The sequence below is a fragment of the Mycobacterium sp. SMC-2 genome, assembly GCF_025263485.1.
Classification (GTDB): Bacteria; Actinomycetota; Actinomycetes; order Mycobacteriales; family Mycobacteriaceae; genus Mycobacterium.
Genome location: NZ_CP079863.1, coordinates 2,425,180 through 2,442,089, shown reverse-complemented (window position 1 = coordinate 2,442,089; position 16,910 = coordinate 2,425,180). Strand labels below are relative to the sequence as shown.

Below are 16,910 nucleotides of genomic sequence, written 5' to 3'. Positions count from 1 at the left end.
GCAATGAGCGCATCTTTAGAGGATCTGCCGGCCAACGCGATCGCGGTGGTCGGCATGGCCGGACGATTCCCCGGCGCCAACGACGTGTCGGCATTCTGGGACAACCTGCGCCACGGCAAGGAGTCCATCACCACGCTGTCCGAGCAGGAGCTCAAAGCCGCCGGGATCGGCGACGAGGTGCTGGCCAATCCGGCGTACGTGCGGCGCGCGCCCATCGTCGACGGGTTCGACGAGTTCGACGCCGAGTTCTTCGGGTTCCCGCCCCAGCTCGCCCGGATGCTGGACCCACAGCACCGGTTGTTCCTGCAGTGCGCCTGGCACGCGTTCGAGGACGCCGGCTGCGACCCCGCACGGTTCGACGGTTCGATCGGCGTCTACGGGACCAGCTCCCCCAGCGGCTATCTGCTGCACAACTTGTCGTCGCACCGCGCCCAGGACGCCTTCACCGGCACGGGACTCAACTTCGAGCAGTTCAACCTGTTCCTGCAGAACGACAAGGACTTCCTGGCAACCCGGGTATCCCATCAGTTCGATCTGCGCGGCCCCAGCATCACGGTCCAGACCGCATGCTCGTCGTCGCTGGTGGCGGTCCATCTGGCTTGCCAAAGCCTGCTCAGCGGCGAATGCGACATGGCCCTCGCCGGAGGGGTGTCGTTGTCGGTCCCCCACCGTGTCGGGTACTGGAACTCGCCGGGAGCCATGGTGTCGGCCGTCGGGCATTGCAGGCCGTTCGACGTGCGGGCCGACGGCACGGTCTTCGGCAGCGGCGTGGCCATCGTGGCGCTCAAGCCCCTGCAGGCCGCCCTCGACGCCGGTGACCGGATTCACGCCGTCATCCGCGGATCGGCGATCAACAACGACGGATCGATGAAAATGGGCTACGCGGCGCCGAACCCGGCCGCCCAGGCCGATGTCATCGCGGAAGCCCACGCGGTGGCCGGCATCGATTCCTCGACCGTGAGCTATGTCGAGACACACGGAACCGGAACGCCGCTGGGCGATCCCATCGAGGTCCAGGGCCTGCGATCGGCTTTCGCCGTGTCGCAGACACCCCGGCCCGGCCCGTGCGTTCTCGGGTCGGTGAAGTCCAACATCGGCCACCTCGAGGTGGCGGCCGGAGTCGTGGGTCTGGTCAAAACCATTCTGTGCCTGAAGAACAAGGCGATTCCCGGGACGCTGCACTTCACCAGTCCGAACCCGGAGCTACGTCTCGACGAGACCCCGTTCGAGGTGCGCAGCACCTACGACGCCTGGGAATGGGAAGGCGCGCGCAGGGCCGGGGTCAGCTCGTTCGGGGTGGGCGGCACCAACGTGCACGTCGTGCTCGAGGAGGCGCCGGCGGCGCCGCAGCGCGCGGTGCCAGCGGGTCCCCAGGTGCTGCTGCTGTCGGCGCAAACCGCTGCGGCGCTTGATGCGTCGCGCGCCGCCCTCGCCGACGCGTTGGCCGCCCCGGACGGCCCCGAGCTGGCCGACGTCGCCCATACCCTCACCGGGCGCCGCAAGCATCACCTCACCATGGCGGCCGTGGTGCACGACCGCGAGCATGCGGCCGCGGTGCTGCGGGCCACCGAGCACGACAACGCCTTCGTCGGCGAATCCCTCGACGGCGGTGAGGATGCCGCGAAGCGGGTCGTGTTCATGTTCCCCGGCCAGGGCGCCCAGCACGTCGGCATGGCCAAGGGCCTCTACGACACCGAGCCCGTGTTCGCCGAACACTTCGACGCCTGCGCCGCGGGATTCGGCGACGAGATGGGCATCGACCTGAGGGCGTTGATATTCGGCGACGCCAGCACCGATCTGGAGCGCATCGACCGTTCCCAGCCGGCGCTGTTCACGGTGGAGTACGCGCTCGCGCGGTTGGCCGACACCTACGGGTTGCGCGCCGGGGCGTACATCGGTTACAGCACGGGCGAATACATCGCGGCCACCCTGGCCGGGGTGTTCGACCTGGCGACGGCGATCAAGTCGGTGTCGCTGCGCGCCCGCCTGATGCACGAGTCACCGCCGGGCGCAATGGTCGCCGTCGCGCTGGGTCCCGACGACATCGCGGAGTTCCTCTCACCCGGGGTCGACCTGGCCGCGGTCAACGACCCCGGCAACTGCGTCGTCGCGGGGCCCAACGACGAGATTCGCGCGTTCACCCAACGCCTTCGTGAGCGCGGCATCACCGCCCGGCGGGTGCGGGCAACGCACGCTTTCCATTCTGCCGCCATGGATTCCATGGCGGCGGAGTTCGGCGACTTCCTGTCCGGTGTGGAGCTGCGCCGCCCGAACACGCCCCTGCTCAGCAACCTCACCGGCACCTGGATGTCGGACGAACAGGTCACCGACCCGGCCACCTGGGCGCGCCAGATCAGTTCCACCATCCGATTCGCCGACGAGCTCGACGTGCTGCTGACCGATCCCGACCGCATCCTCGTCGAGGTGGGCCCCGGCGGAAGCCTGACGGGCTCGGCAATCCGGCACCCGAAGTGGTCGAGTGGCCACCGCGCGGTTCGCCTCATGCGGCACCCGATTCAGAACGTCGACGACCGGGACACCTTCTTGCTCGGGCTCGGCCAGTTGTGGGCGGCCGGTGCGCGCGTCGAATGGGAAGCCCTGACGGGACCGACCCCGAGCCTGGTTTCCCTGCCCGGTTACGCCTTTGCCCGCGAACGGCATTGGGTCGACCCGAAACCGATCGCCTGGCTCGAGCGGCCCGCCGAGGCACCCGCGGCGCCGAGCGCTTCCACCAACGGCGCCCACGTCGACGTGCCGGCGAACGGCCAGTCGCACACCGAGGCGACGTTGCGGCAGATCTGGATGCAATGCCTGGGCCTCAACTCGATCGGCCGCCACGACAACTTCTTCGACCTCGGCGGTGATTCTTTGATCTCGATCGGCATCGCGACCAACGCCGCCAACGCGGGGCTGGACGTCACGCCGCAGGATCTCTACGGAAACCCGACGCTGGCCGCCCTGGCGGCCCATGTCGACGCCAAGTACGCGGCGGGCTCGTTGGCGAAAGCGCCTGACGCCGCCTCTGATCCGGCCATTCCGCCGAACGTCGCGCAGTTCCTCGAGACCGGCGTGCGGCAGGCGGGCAGCTGGCGCGTCCCGCTGATCCTGCGCCTGGACGCGGGAGTCGGCCTTCAAGACGCCCGGGCCGTGCTCACCGCGTTGGCCAACCACCACGACGCGCTGCGCCTGCAGCTCGTCGAGCAGGCGGGAACCTGGGTGCAACGCATCGCGGCGCCAGGGGAATTCGAGCGGCTGTCCTCCCACACACTGGCCGACACCGGATCGGATTCCGGGGCGCAGCGGGCGGCGGTGCTCGACATCGCGGCCGAGTTGACGGCACAGGACGATCTGAGGGCGCCGTTGACCGCCGCCTACATCTCGGGGCCGGACGGCGCGGGCTACCTCGCGTTGTCCCTGCACGAGGTCGTGGCCGACACCACTTCCCGCGAAGTTCTGGTCACCGATCTCTTCACCGCGTTCACCCAACGCCTGGCGGGCGAACAGATCTCGCTGCCCCCGGCCACCGCCTCCTGGCGGGACTGGTCGTTGCGCACCGCCGGCCTCGCGACGCACCCGGCGGTGCTCGATACGCGCGACTTCTGGCTTCAGAGCTCGAGCCAGGCGACGCTGCGGCCGGCTGACCCGGATGTCACCGGCCGGCCCGACAGTGACGACCTGGCCAAGGTGTCGTCGACGCTCACCGCCGAGCAGACCTCCGAGGTCGACGACGCGCGCCGCGCGCTCGGGTGGTCCGTCGACGAAATCCTGCTCGCGGCGCTGGCTAGGACGATCGCGGAGACCATCGGCACCGGCGTCGTCGCCGTCGACTTGGAAGGGGCCGGCCGTTCGGTGCTGCGCCCCGACGTCGATCTGCGCAGAACCATCGGCCGGTTCACCACGGTGTACCCGGTCCCGCTTCGATGCGCGACGACCGACGACACCGGCGCGACCGAGCTGCTGACCGCCGTTCGCGACACTCTCAAGTCCGTTCCGCACTACGGGATCGGCTACGGCCTGCTGCGGCATCTCTACGCCCCGACCGCGCGGGCGCTTTCGGCCGCGCCCACCGCCGACATCCACTTCCGGTACGTCGGCATGATCCCGGAGTTCCCGCCCATCGACGCGCCGGTGCAATTCGACTCTGACGCGGCCATGCCGGTGCGCGACACGATTCCGGGCCTGGGTCATGCGATCGAGTTTCGGGTGTACCGCCACTCCGGCGCGCTGCACCTCGATTGGTGGTACGACACCCGCCGAGTGCAGGGCGCGCGCGCCGAAGAGCTGGCACGGCGTTTCCCGGCGGCGCTGCGGGAGCTGATCGGGGACGCCATCACCGCCGTCCCGGGCGCCGACATGGGCGCGCAGCCAGTGGAATTGGCGTTGGTGGACTTGTCGGCCCTGGACGCGAGTTGAGGGGAAGGCAGTGAGGCACGCACGCAGAGCGACTGACAAGGCGGTCGTCGTCGACAAGGTTCGCAAGACCTTCGGCGACTTCGTGGCCTTGCACGAGGTCAGCTTTGAAGTCGATCGCGGCGAGGTGCTCGGCCTGCTCGGGCCGAACGGCGCGGGCAAGACGACGCTCGTCGACGTCTTATCGACCCTGAGCCGGCCGGACAGCGGCCGCGCGGTGGTCGCCGGTTACGACGTCGTCGCCGAGCCGGCCGGGGTGCGCCGATCGATCATGCTCACCGGACAGCAAGTGGCCATCGACGACATGCTCAGCGGGACCGAGAACCTGGTCATGTTCGGTCGGCTGTTCGGATTGAGCAAGTCGGCGGCCCGCGCCCGCGCCAAGCAGCTCATCGACGAATTCGACCTGGCATATGCGGCCGGCCGGCGGGTGAAGACCTACTCCGGCGGCATGCGCCGTCGCATCGACATCGCCTGCGGGCTGGTGGTCCGGCCCCAGGTGGTCTTTCTGGATGAGCCGACGACCGGGCTGGATCCGCGTAGCAGGCAGAGCATTTGGGACCTGGTCGGCAAGTTCAAGGATGCGGGCATCGCCACCCTGCTGACGACGCAGTACCTCGAGGAGGCCGACGCGCTGGCCGACCGGATCGTCGTGATCGACCACGGCCGGGTCATCGCCGAGGGAACGGCCGACGAGCTCAAGGAGCGCACCGGCGGCAGCTACTGCGAGATCGTGCCGCGGCGGCTCGCGGATCTGCGCGCGATCGCTGACGTCCTCGGCCCGCTGGTGCCGGACAAGATCAGGGCGACCCTGACATCGGATTCGGATCGGATCGCCATACCCGCGCCGGACGGTGCCAACACACTCGTCGAAGCCGTCGGGCGACTGGCCGCCGCCAGCATCGACGTGGCCGACGTGGCCCTGCGGCGCCCGTCGCTCGACGACGTATTCCTCGCGCTGACGGACGAATCCCCCGCCGCGCGCACACCCGTCGCGACCCAGGCCGTCGGGTGACCGCCACCACCACCGAGCGCCACCTGTCCACGCTGACGCAGTGGTGGGTGCTCACCACCCGCTTCATCGCACCGACGTTGCGCAACGGCGAGCTGATCGTGACCGTCGCGTCCTCGGTGGTCTTCACGGCCGGCTTCTACATCCCGCTGCACCAGGTCATGGGCACCGCGACCAAGGGACTGTCCAGCAGCTACGCGCAATACGTGATGCCGTTGATCGCGCTGCAGGCGATCACCTTCGCCGCGATGTCGACGGCGTTTCGGGCCGCGACCGATTCGGTGCAGGGCATCAATCGGCGGTTCAGATCCATGCCGATGGCTCCGTTCGCCCCGGTGGGCGCCCGCATCTCGGCCGCGGTGTACCGGTGCACCATTTCGGTGCTCGTCGCGGTGATCTGTGGCTACGTGATCGGGTTCCGGTTTCACCGCTCGGCGATCTACATCGCCGCCTTTTGCGTGTTGGTGGTGGCGATCGGGTCGATGTTGTCCTTCGGCGCCGACCTGATCGGCACCGGAACCCGCAACCCGCAAGCCATGACGCCGCTGCTCATCCTGCCGCCGTTGATCTTCGGGCTGCTGTCCACCGGAGTCCAACCCGCACAGCAGTTTCCGCACTGGATCCAGCCGATGGTCCGCAACCAGCCGGTGTCCCAGTTCGTGATCGCTTTGCGCGCCCTGGCCGGCGACGCCGCTCCGTACGGCGGATCGGTGACGTGGCCGGTGATGGCACCGACGCTGGGGTGGTTATGCGGGCTGACGGTCTTGCTCGTACCGACATCGGCGATCGTGTTGGCCAGGCGGGCGAAATGACCTTGGTGCATCAGGAATCCACCAGCCTGGTGTTGGGCCCGCCGCGGTACCACGAGGGCTCGCCGCGGACGCTGGTGTCCCAGACCTGGGTCCAGACGCGACGGATTCTGCTGCGCTGGGCGCGCGACCTGACGACGGTGATCGAGGCCCTGGTGCTGCCCGTCCTCTTCCTGCTGACGTTGAACATCATTCTCGGCAACGTCATTTCGCAGGTCACCGGTCACAGCGCGCTGTACGGCACGGTTCCGCTGAACGCGCTCGCCGCCACGATCAACGGAGCGGCGATCGGCGCGATCGGCCTCATCGGCGAACGCTCCGATGGCTTGTTGCGCCGGCTGTGGGTGGTGCCCGCGCACCGCGCGTCGGGCGCGCTCTCGCGGCTCGCCGCCGAAATGATTCGGATCATGATCACCACGGCGGTCGTGCTGGGCGTGGGCATGCTGCTGGGCTTCCGCTTTCGGCAGGGCTTGTTCGCGAGCCTGGCCTGGCTCGCCGTTCCGCTGATATTCGGGCTTGCGTTCACGACGCTGATCACGATGGTGGCGCTGTACACCGCCAACAACTTTCTGCTCGAGACGGTCACCCTGGTGCATGTTCTCGCCGTGGTGTTCTCGACCGGTTTCTTGCCGGTGGACCAGTTTCCGAAATGGATACAGCCGGTGGTCGCGCACCAGCCGATGAGCTACGCGATCGAAGCGATGCGCGGCCTGTCGTTGGGCGGCCCGGTGCGGTGGCCGATGATCGCGACACTGTTGTGGGCCGGCGGCATCACCGTCGTGTGCATCGTGCCGACGCTGGTCGGCTATCGACGCGCCAGCACAAGCTGACAAGAAAGTGGTGAGAATGTTTCCCGGATCCGTTATCCGCAAGCTGACGCGCAGCGAAGAGGTCTTCGCGGTCAACGAAACCTATTTCGCGTTCACCGCGTTCATCAACGGCCCCGTCGACCTCGACGCGATGGCCGACGCCTTCGACGCGCTGCTGGAGTCCCATCCGGTCTTCACCGGCCGGCTGGAGAAGGGCGACGACGGCCGCTACCAGATCGTGGCCGAAGACCTGATGCACCCGGGCATCTGGGTGATCGACGACGACGTCGACCCGGCGGCCGCGGGCATGCGACTCGACCAGACGCAAACCTTGCTCAATCTCCGGTTGAAGCGCAGCGGCGCACGCACCGAATTGACGCTCTACACCCACCACAGCCTGGCCGACGCACACCACGCATTCGGTCTCCTCGAGGAACTCTTCTCCCTGTACACCGATGTCGTGACCACCGGGGCACCGCCCCCGATCACGCCGCAACCCGCGCCCGAAGCGCTGGAGCTGCTGCTCGAACAGCGCGGCGTGGCCAAGCAGCAGCGGTCCGGGCTGGAAAAGCTGTTCAAGGCGATGTTCGTCTACGACCTGCCCGAATCGGAGAAGCCGCCGGCGATGCCGAATCCCGATGCGATCCAACCCATCCCGATCGCCCGGGTCCGGTTCACCGAAGAGGAGACGGCGGAATTGGTGGAGTTCGGCCTGGCCAATCAGCTCAGCCTCAACTCCGTGGTGGCGGCGGCGATTCTGCTGGCCGAGTGGGAGCTGCGCAATACCCCGCACATCCCGATTCCCTACATCTATCCGGTCGACCTGCGTTACCTGCTCTCCCCCCCGGTGAGTCTCACCGGCAGCACGCTGCCGCTGGGGGTGGCCACCTATCTCGCCGAGATCAGGGCCGACACCGATCTGGTGGATCTGGCCCGCGGGATCGTGGATTCTTTCCGCACGGATTTGGCGGACGGCGTAATCCAGCAATCGGCAATGCATTTCAACCTGCAATACCAAGGCACCCCGGCCGGGCTGCCTCCGGTGGTGCTGTGCACCGACACCGGCACCATCCCCCCGCTGCGGGTACCCGACGAGATCGAGTTGGAGGACTTTCAAAGCGAGCTCTACTTCCCCACCCGTGCGCCCGTCGACCTCTACAGCGTCGGAACCTTCGCGAACCGGCTGTTCATCGAGCACCACGCGCACCTGCCGGGACGCGAAAAGACTTTGGAGGCAATCCATTCGCGGCTGTGCTCGTTGGTCGACGAGGACAGTTGGGTGATGGAGTGAACCGGCGCCGCTAGGACGCCGCGGCGGCGCCCTCCCCTTCGGCCACCAGCGCCTCGGTCAGGTGCAGGCTCAGGGAGCGCGCGGAGTTGTAGGTCGCCACGACCTTGGGGGTGATCCGTATTCCCGTCTCGGCTTCGATGCGGGTCCGCAGTTCGAGGTTGCCCAGCGAATCCAGGCCGTGATCGGCGAACGGGCGGTCGGGATCGATCGGGCGGCGCAGGATCAGCCCCGTCTGCTCGGTGATCAGGCGACGGAGCCGGGCCGGCCACTCCTCGGGCGACAGCGTCCGCAGTTCGGCCCGCAGCGTGGCGCCCTCGCCGCCGCGCTGTTCTCCGGCGGACTGGAAGGCCTCGGCGAACGGGCTGCGGGCCACCAGCGCGGCCAGCCAGGGCGCGCCCGCCGTCGGAACGTAGCCGGTGTAGCCGCGGTCGTAACGCAGCAGCGTCTCGAACGCCTGCGCGCCCTCCGCCGGGGCGATCATCGTGGTGCGGCCGCCGGCCGCCAGGAAGGTGGCGCGGCCGATCTCGCCCCACGCCCCCCACGCGATCGTGGTGGCGGGCAAGCCCTGGCTGCGGCGCCAGTGGGTGAACGCGTCCAGCCAACTCGAGGCGGCGGCGTAGGCGCCCTGGCCCGCCGAGCCGAACAGCGCGGCCACCGACGAGAAGGAGCAGAACCAGTCCAGCGGTTGCCCGGCCGTCGCGTGATGTAAATTCCAGACCCCGTTGACCTTTGGAGCCCAGTCCTTGTCGATCAGCTCGTCGGTGATGTTGGCCAGCACGGCGTCCTCGACCACCGCGGCGGCATGCAGCACTCCGCGCAGCGGAAGGCCGGTCGCGGTGGCCGCGGCCACCACCCGGGCCGCGGTGTCGGCCTCGGCGATGTTGCCGCTTTCCACGACGACGTCGGTCCCGTCCGCGCGTAGCCGTTCAATTGCCTGGCGCGCCTTGGGGGTCGGGTTGGAGCGGGCGGTCAGCACGATCCGACCGCAACCCGCCTTGGCCATCTCGGAAGCCAGGAACAAGCCCAGGCCGCCCAGGCCGCCGGTGACGATGTAGGCGCCGTCGTCGCGGAACACCGGAGCCTGCTCCGGCGGCAGCACCGCGCGGGTCTGGCCGGTGCGCGGCACGGTGAGCACCAACTTGCCGGTGTGCTCGGCGCCGCTCATCACCCTGATCGCCGTCGCCGCCTCCGATATCGGGTATTCGGTGCACATCGGCTGCGGCAGATCGCCATCGGCGATCCGCTGGTATACCGCCCGCAGCAGTTCCTGCACGCGCCGCGGATGCGTCTTGGTGAGCAGCGCCAGGTCGACGGCGTAGAACGTGAGGTTGTGGCGGAAGGGAAACAGACCCAGGCGGGCGTCGTCGTAGATGTCCCGCTTGCCGATTTCGACGAACCGCCCGCCGTAGGCGAGCAGGTTCAACCCGGCGCGCTGGGCGGACCCGGTCAGCGAGTTGAGCACGAGGTCGACGCCGTACCCGTCGGTGTCGCGGCGTATCTCGTCGGCGAACGCCGTGCTGCGTGAGTCGTAGACGTGCTCAATGCCCATGTCGCGCAGCATGTCCCGGCGCTCCGGGCTACCCGCGGTGGCGAAGACCTCGGCCCCCACCATCCGCGCGATCGCGATCGCGGCCTGACCGACCCCGCCGGTGCCGGAGTGGATGAGCACCTTGTCCTCGGCCGAGATCCTGGCCAGCTCGTACAGCCCGTACCAGGCGGTGCCGTACGCCGTCGCCGCGGCGGCGGCCTGCCCGGCGGTCAGACCGGACGGCAGGGTGGCCACCAGCCGGGCATCGCAGGTGACGAACGTGCCCCAGCTGCCGTTGGCGAAGCCGGAGAAACCGCCCACTCTGTCGCCGACCCGGTGGTCGGTGACGTCCGCGCCGACGCGGGTCACCACACCGCCCAGGTCGAATCCCAACTGATGGGGCTCGCCCTCCAAGTCGGGGTAGCGGCCAAGTGCGGCAAGGACTTCGGCGAAGTTGACGCTCGATGCGTCGATCGCGACCTCCACCTCGCCCGGCCCCGGCGTCTTGCGGTCCAGGGCAATGAATTCCAGTGTCTGCAGGTCACCGGGGTGGCGAACCACCACGCGCATCCGCTCGGTTTCGTGGTTGACCGTGGTGACCCGCCGTTCGTCGGCCCCCAGCGGCGTGCAGCGCAGCCGCGCGGTGTACCACTGCCCGCCACGCCAGGCGGTCTCGTCCTCGGCCGAACCCGACAGCAGCTCGTGCGCCACCCGTTCGACGTCGGCGTCGCCCTCCAGGTCGATCTGGGTGGTCTGCAGTTGCGGGTTCTCCGCGCCGACCACCCGTAGCAGGCCGCGCAGCCCGGCCTGCACCAGGTTCGGCTCGTCCTCGGCCAGCACGATCTGGGCCCGCCGGGTGAGCACATACAGCCGCGGCGGCGTCGCCGACATCTCCGGCAGGTCGCGGATCATGCGCACCACATGGCGCACCTGCTCACGGCCGTCCAGCAGGCCCTGCTCGTCGGGCTCCCCGGCCGGCGGCGGGCAAACGATCACCACCCCTTCGAGGCCGCCGCGCACCGCGGCGCCGAGCCGTTCGCCGTTGACCCGGTGGTCGGCCTGCTCCGGCCAGCTCAGCGTGTCGCATTGTGCGCCAAGGGATTTCATTGTATCGGTGAGCCTGGACGCGAGCAGGTCCGCCTCGGCGGTGTTGATCAGCAGCCAAGCGCCAACGGCGCGCTCGGGGGTCGGCGGCAGCGTCTGCTGCTGCCAGTCGATGGTCAGCAGCCGCTCGGACATCAGCTGGTCGGCACCGCCGCGGCTGATTCCCATGCGCAGGCCCTGGACGGCGAGCACCACGGCGCCCTCGGAATCCAGCAGGTCGAGATCGACGTCCACCGACGACGCGGTCGCCGCGACGAGCCGCAGGTGGCAGTAGCGCGCGCCGCGGGTGGGACCGTGGCGGCGCAGGCGCGCGACGCTCAACGGCAGCAGGCCTCCTTGCGCGGCCTGACCGACGGCGGGGTGCGCCAGCACGGTCTGGAAGCAGGCATCCAACAAGGCGGGGTGCACGCCGTAACTCCCCTGCTCCGCACGGACGGCGCCGGGCAACGCGACCTCGGCCACCACGCTGCGGCTCTTGCCTTCGGCGGTGCGCGTCGAGACCAGACCGGTGAATGCGGGACCGTACTCGACGCCGCGCTCGGCGAACGACTGCCGCAGCGCGGCACCGTCACCCAGTTGCGGGTGGGTGGCCAGCAGGGCGGCGATGTCGCGTCGCGGTGGCTGTTCGTCAGCGGCCGCGTGCAACTCCGCGGCGGCGCTGCGGACTCGCTCCCCGTCGCGGTCGGTCTCCACTACGAAGTCGGCGACGCCGGCGTCCCGGATCGACGCCACCGCGCTCACCGGTGTCTCGTCGTCCAGCAGCAGCATCTGCTCGAAGCGAACATCTCGGACCTCGCAATCGGGGCCCAGCACCGCGGCGGCGGCGGCCAGCGCCATCTCGCAGAAGCCGGCCCCGGGAAAGACCGCCAGCCCGTTCACCCGATGGTCGCCCAGCCAGGGCAGCGCCGCGGTGCCGACCCCGCCCTGCCACGCGTGGCGTTCCGGTTGCTCCGGCAGCCGCACGTGCGCGCCCAGGAGCGGGTGCACGTCGAGCGTGAATTGCCCGCGCGACCGCGAATTCGACCCGTCGGCGTCGATGAGCAGCCGCTTGTGCGTCCACGTCGGCAGCGGGGCGTCCACCAGACGACCGCCCGGATACAGCACCGAGAAGTCGATGGCGGCACCGGCGCTGAAAAGGTCCGCGAGGAAGCCCAGCAGGCCGTGCGGCACCGGCTGCTCGCGGCGCATGGCCGGGAGCGCGGCGATGCCGACGTCAGAGGCGCTCGCGGTCTGTTCCACCGCCCGGGTCAGCAGCGGATGCGGCGACGGTTCACCGAAGACGCGGTGGCCGTCGTCGAGGGCCGCCTGCACCGCGCCCGCGAACTTCACCGACTGCCGCAGGTTGTCCACCCAGTAGCCGGCGTCGAAGGCAGGCCGGGCGCGTGGATCATCAAGCGTCGCAGAGTAATACGGCACTTCCGCTGCCGTCGGGGTGAGGTCGGCGAGCTGGTCGGCCAACTCGGCGAGGATCGGGTCGACCTGAGGCGAATGCGAGGCGACGTCCACGGCCACCTCGCGCGCCATCACCTCGCGGGCCTCCCACTGCGCCACCAGATCGCGCACGGTCTGCGTCGCCCCACCGATCACCGTGGAGCTGGGCGAGGCGATCACCGAGACCGCCACGTCGCCGACGCCTCGGGCGGCCAATTCGTCGCGCACCTGCTGGGCCGGCAGCTCCACCGAGGCCATCGCTCCCGCACCCGCGATGCGGGCCATCAGCTTGGAGCGCCGGCAGATCACCTTGACGCCGTCGTGCAGCGACAGAGCCCCCGCGACGACGGCCGCCGCGATCTCGCCCATCGAGTGGCCGATGACCGCCCCGGGCCGCACACCGTAGGCGCGCATCGCGGTGGCCAGCGCGACCTGGAAGGCGAACAGCGTCGGCTGCACCCGATCGATGCCGGTGACCGTCTCCGGCGCCGACATCGCCTCCGTCACCGAGAAACCCGACTCCGCCGCGATCAGCGGCTCGGCCTCGGCGACCGCGGTGGCGAACGCCGGCTCCCTGGCCAGCAGCTCCGCGCCCATCCCGGCCCACTGCGAGCCCTGTCCGGAGAAGATCCACACCGGCCCGCGGTCGTCGTGACCCGCCGCCGGCGGGTAAGGGGCGTCACCGCCGGCGATTTCGCGCAACCCGGCGGTCAGCTCGTCGATGCTACAAGCGGTCACCGCGGTGCGCACGGTCCGGTGTCCCCGGCGCCGCGCCAGGGTGTAGGCCAGGTCGGCGGCGGACACGGTGTCGCGGTTGCCGTCCAGCCAGCCGGCCAGCCGCCCCGCGGTCCGGCGCAGCTCGTCGGCGGAAGTCGACGACAGCGGAAACAGCAGCGGCCGTGGGCTTTCCGCGACCCGGGTGTCAGCGCCGGCATCGGGCGCCTGCTCGAGGACGGCGTGCACGTTGGTGCCCGACATGCCGAACGACGTCACCCCGGCCCGCCGCGGCCCCTCGCCCTTGTCCGGCCACGGCGTAACCTCTTGCGGCACAAACAATCCCGTTTCGATGCCGGCCAGCTCGTCGGGCAAGCGGGTGAAGTGGGCCATCGGCGGCACCACCCCGTGCTGCAGCCCCAGCACCGCCTTGACCAACCCGACCGCGCCCGCCGCCGCCTCGGTGTGCCCGACGTTGCTCTTGGCCGATCCGACCGCGACGCGATTGCCGCCCGCGCCGTAAACCTCGGTCAGGCTGGTGAACTCGAGCGGGTCGCCCTTCGGGGTTCCGGTGCCGTGCGCCTCCACCATGCCGACGGTGGCCGGGTCGACTCCGGCCGTGTCCAGCGCCGCCCGGTACACCGCGGCCTGCGCGTGGCAGGACGGCGTCGTGATCGTCTCGGAACGACCGTCCTGGTTGACCGCCGTGCCGCGGACCACCGCCAGGATGCGGTCGCCGTCGCGCAGCGCATCGGGCAGGCGCTTGAGCAGTACCACCGCACACCCGTCGGAACGGACGAACCCGTCGGCCGCGACGTCGAACGTGTGGCAGCGGCCGGTGGGCGAGAGCATGCCCTGCGCGGACGCGGACGCCGAAACACGGGGATCCAGCACCAGCATCGCGCCGCCGGCCAGGGCCAGATCGCTTTCGCCCGTGTTCAGGCTCGAGCACGCCAGGTGCACGGCGAGCAGGCCGGACGAGCAGGAGGTGTCGAGCGTGACGGCCGGGCCCACCAGCCCCAGCCCGTAGGCGATCCGCCCGGAGGCCATGCTGAACGGGGTGCAGGTGTAGCCGTAGGCGTCCTCCATCACGCCCGCATCGCCGCTCATCAACGTGTAGTCCTGCTGGCACATCCCCACGAACACGCCGGTGCGCGAACCGCTCAACGACGGTGGCGCGATGCCGGCATGCTCGATCGCTTCCCACGACGTCTCCAGCAGTAAGCGGTGCTGCGGGTCGATGGCGGTCGCTTCGCGTTCGCCGAAGCCGAAGAAGGAGGCGTCGAAGCCGCCGGCGTCATCGATGAAGCCGCCCCACCGCGATACCGACCGGCCGTGCACTCCGCGCTCGGGGTCGTAGTGATCCTCAACGTCCCACCGGTCGGCGGGGATCTCGGTCACCAGATCGTCGCCCCGCAGCAACGCCTGCCAGAACGTCTCGGGCGAGTCGATCCCGCCAGGAAGCCGGCATCCCATTCCGATGACCGCAATGGGGGTGACGCGTGGTTCCATCGCCGTTCAACCTCGTCTCGGGCCAACCGGCGATGTTGCGAGTATCGCCGGCATTGGTGAAATTGAGAGGGCGCAGCGCAGCATCGCTCGCGCCCCCCAACCCGAGCGGGTTTCGACGCGGAACCCAACGAAGCGCCAAGCTTAGACGCTCGAAGCAAACGGGGTGATGTGAATCAGGGATTTCGGCCGGTCCCCTCGGCCTTCACGCGAATGACCTGGGTTTTCTCCGGAGCCACCGGCTGGCGAAACCCGTTGCCAAATACCCCCTCGGGGTATAGTGTGCCGGGGTACAATCCGAGCCGGAAAGCGGGTACCAAGTGACACACACGGCGCTGGGAGCGGTCGGGCACGCGTTGGCGGTTGCCGGGTCGATGACCTGGGAAATCCTGTGGGCGCTGATCTTGGGCTTCGCCCTGTCGGCGGTGGTGCAGGCGGTGGTACGGCGCTCGACGGTCGTCTCCCTGTTGGGCGACGACCGGCCGCGCACCCTGGCGCTCGCCGCCGGGCTGGGCGCGGCGTCGTCCTCCTGCTCCTACGCCGCGGTCGCCCTGGCCCGATCGCTCTTCCGCAAAGGCGCCAGCTTCACCGCCGCGATGGCCTTCGAGATCGGCTCGACCAACCTGGTGGTCGAGTTGGGCATCATCCTGGCCCTGTTGATGGGGTGGCAGTTCACCGCCGCGGAGTTCGTCGGCGGTCCGCTGATGATCGTGGTGCTGGCCGTCCTGTTCCGGTTGTTCGTGCGTTCACGCCTGATCGACGCCGCCCGCGCGCAGGCCGAGCGGGGTATCGCCGGATCGATGGAAGGCCACGCGGCCATGGACATGTCGGTCAAGAAGCAAGGCTCGTTCTGGCAACGGCTCTTTTCCGGTGAGGGTTTCACCTCGGTTTCGCACGTGTTCGTGATGGAGTGGTTGGCGATACTTCGGGATCTGGTTCTGGGTTTGTTGATCGCCGGGGCGATCGCGGCGTGGGTTCCCGAAACGTTCTGGCGTGGCTTCTTTTTGGCCGACGACCCGGTCCTGTCGGCGCTGTGGGGGCCGATCGTGGGGCCGGTCGTGGCGATCGTGTCCTTCGTCTGCTCGATCGGCAATGTGCCGCTGGCCGCGGTGCTGTGGAACGGGGGCATCAGCTTCGGCGGTGTCATCGCGTTCATCTACGCCGACCTGCTGATCCTGCCGATTCTGAACATCTACCGCAAGTACTACGGCACCAAGATGATGCTGACGCTGCTGGGCACTTTCTACGCGTCGATGGTTGCCGCCGGTTACCTCATCGAATTGCTCTTCGGCGCAACCAAACTCATCCCCGCTCAGCGCAACGCGACGGTCATGGAAGCGGCCATCTCGTGGAACTACACGACGTGGCTCAACATCGCATTCCTGGCCATCACGGCCGTTCTGGTCATTCGGTTCGTCACCTCGGGCGGCATGCCGATGCTGCGGATGATGGGCGGCGCGCCGGATGCCGGGCACGACCACGAGTGCCAGCACGAGCACGGCCAGCACTAGCCGGAGCCAGTCGATTTCCGGTTGCCCAGAGCCGCATTGCGGGCGATGATCTCCGAAGCGATCGGCGACGATCGAGAAGGAGTGGCTCGGAAATGACTGACATATCCATCGACCGCGCCGCGCGCCCCCGGGTTCTGCTGCTCTACTACACGTTCACCGGCCAGGCGCTCGCGGTGCTCGAGGCCGCGGGCGAGGTGTTCGGCGAGCGTGGGTGGGAGGTGCAGCGGGCCGGGATCACCTTCACCGACCGGCGCTATGCCGAGCGGTTCTCCGTCGTCCCCATGCGTCACGCGGCGCTCGACATGCTCAGCGTCCTTCCCGCCCAGCTGCGCCGGGCGACCGGGCAGATCGAGACCCCGGACGAGGTGCGAAACACCGACTACGACCTGATCTGCATCGGATCCTCGACATGGTGGTTGACCATGAACATGCCGATGCGGACTTTCTTGAAGTCGGGCGAGGCGCGAAAGCTTCTCGCCGGCAAGCCTTTTGCAGCCTTTGCCGTCTGCCGTCGCTATTGGCGCGGCAATTTCGCGGCCATCCGCCGGCTCGGCGAGAAGCAGGGCGGCCGCTACCTGGGCGGGGTCCATTTCGAATACCTTGGCGGCCAAATCGCTTCCGGGCTCTCGCTGATGAGCTACCTGCGGTCGGGACGATACCGGGACCGGTATCTCGGCTTGCGCATTCCCGCGACCAACGTCCAGCCGTACCAGCTGGAACAGACGCGAATCTTCGCTCGCTCGCTCGCCGATCGGTTGGCCGCCCGCAGCGCGGCGACCTGA

General features: G+C 69.1%; 8 protein-coding genes. 7 read left to right on the top strand and 1 reads right to left on the bottom strand.

What is annotated here, in order from left to right; genetic code table 11:
* Window positions 1–3 precede the first annotated feature (3 nt).
* Genes KXD96_RS11635 through KXD96_RS11615 form a run of 5 tightly spaced genes read left to right on the top strand, consistent with a single transcriptional unit; the run spans window position 4 to window position 8,331 of the window.
* The gene (locus KXD96_RS11635; protein WP_260744691.1) at window positions 4–4,413 is read left to right on the top strand and encodes a type I polyketide synthase; all 4,410 of its coding nucleotides are present in this window, start codon (window positions 4–6) and stop codon (window positions 4,411–4,413) included.
* A gap of 10 nt (window positions 4,414–4,423) precedes the next feature.
* Window positions 4,424–5,425: an ATP-binding cassette domain-containing protein gene (locus KXD96_RS11630; RefSeq protein ID WP_260744690.1), complete on the top strand. Its 1,002-nt coding sequence runs from the start codon at window positions 4,424–4,426 to the stop codon at window positions 5,423–5,425.
* Window positions 5,422–6,234 (top strand): ABC transporter permease, encoded by an 813-nt coding sequence (locus KXD96_RS11625; RefSeq protein ID WP_260744689.1) that lies wholly within the window; start codon window positions 5,422–5,424, stop codon window positions 6,232–6,234. The genes KXD96_RS11630 and KXD96_RS11625 overlap by 4 nt, the downstream gene beginning before the upstream one ends.
* Before the next feature lie 2 nt (window positions 6,235–6,236).
* Complete coding sequence (locus KXD96_RS11620) at window positions 6,237–7,061, top strand: ABC transporter permease (protein ID WP_396878779.1); 825 nt, start codon at window positions 6,237–6,239, stop codon at window positions 7,059–7,061.
* Between the two features lie 16 nt (window positions 7,062–7,077).
* Window positions 7,078–8,331, top strand: coding sequence for a phthiocerol/phthiodiolone dimycocerosyl transferase family protein (locus tag KXD96_RS11615; RefSeq protein ID WP_260744687.1), 1,254 nt, complete (start codon window positions 7,078–7,080; stop codon window positions 8,329–8,331).
* A gap of 10 nt (window positions 8,332–8,341) precedes the next feature.
* Here KXD96_RS11615 and pks2 read toward each other — a convergent pair whose 3' ends face one another.
* Window positions 8,342–14,620 carry a sulfolipid-1 biosynthesis phthioceranic/hydroxyphthioceranic acid synthase gene (gene pks2 / locus KXD96_RS11610; protein WP_260744686.1) on the bottom strand — a complete coding sequence of 2,093 codons (6,279 nt, stop codon included), beginning with the start codon at window positions 14,618–14,620 and terminating at the stop codon, window positions 8,342–8,344.
* A gap of 371 nt (window positions 14,621–14,991) precedes the next feature.
* On the opposite strand from pks2, the gene KXD96_RS11605 reads away from it, so the two are divergent.
* Complete coding sequence (locus KXD96_RS11605) at window positions 14,992–16,128, top strand: permease (RefSeq protein ID WP_260745334.1); 1,137 nt, start codon at window positions 14,992–14,994, stop codon at window positions 16,126–16,128.
* Window positions 16,129–16,220: 92 nt separating this feature from the next.
* A complete protein-coding gene (locus KXD96_RS11600) occupies window positions 16,221–16,910 on the top strand; it encodes a flavodoxin family protein (RefSeq protein WP_260744685.1) in 690 nt (229 codons plus the stop codon).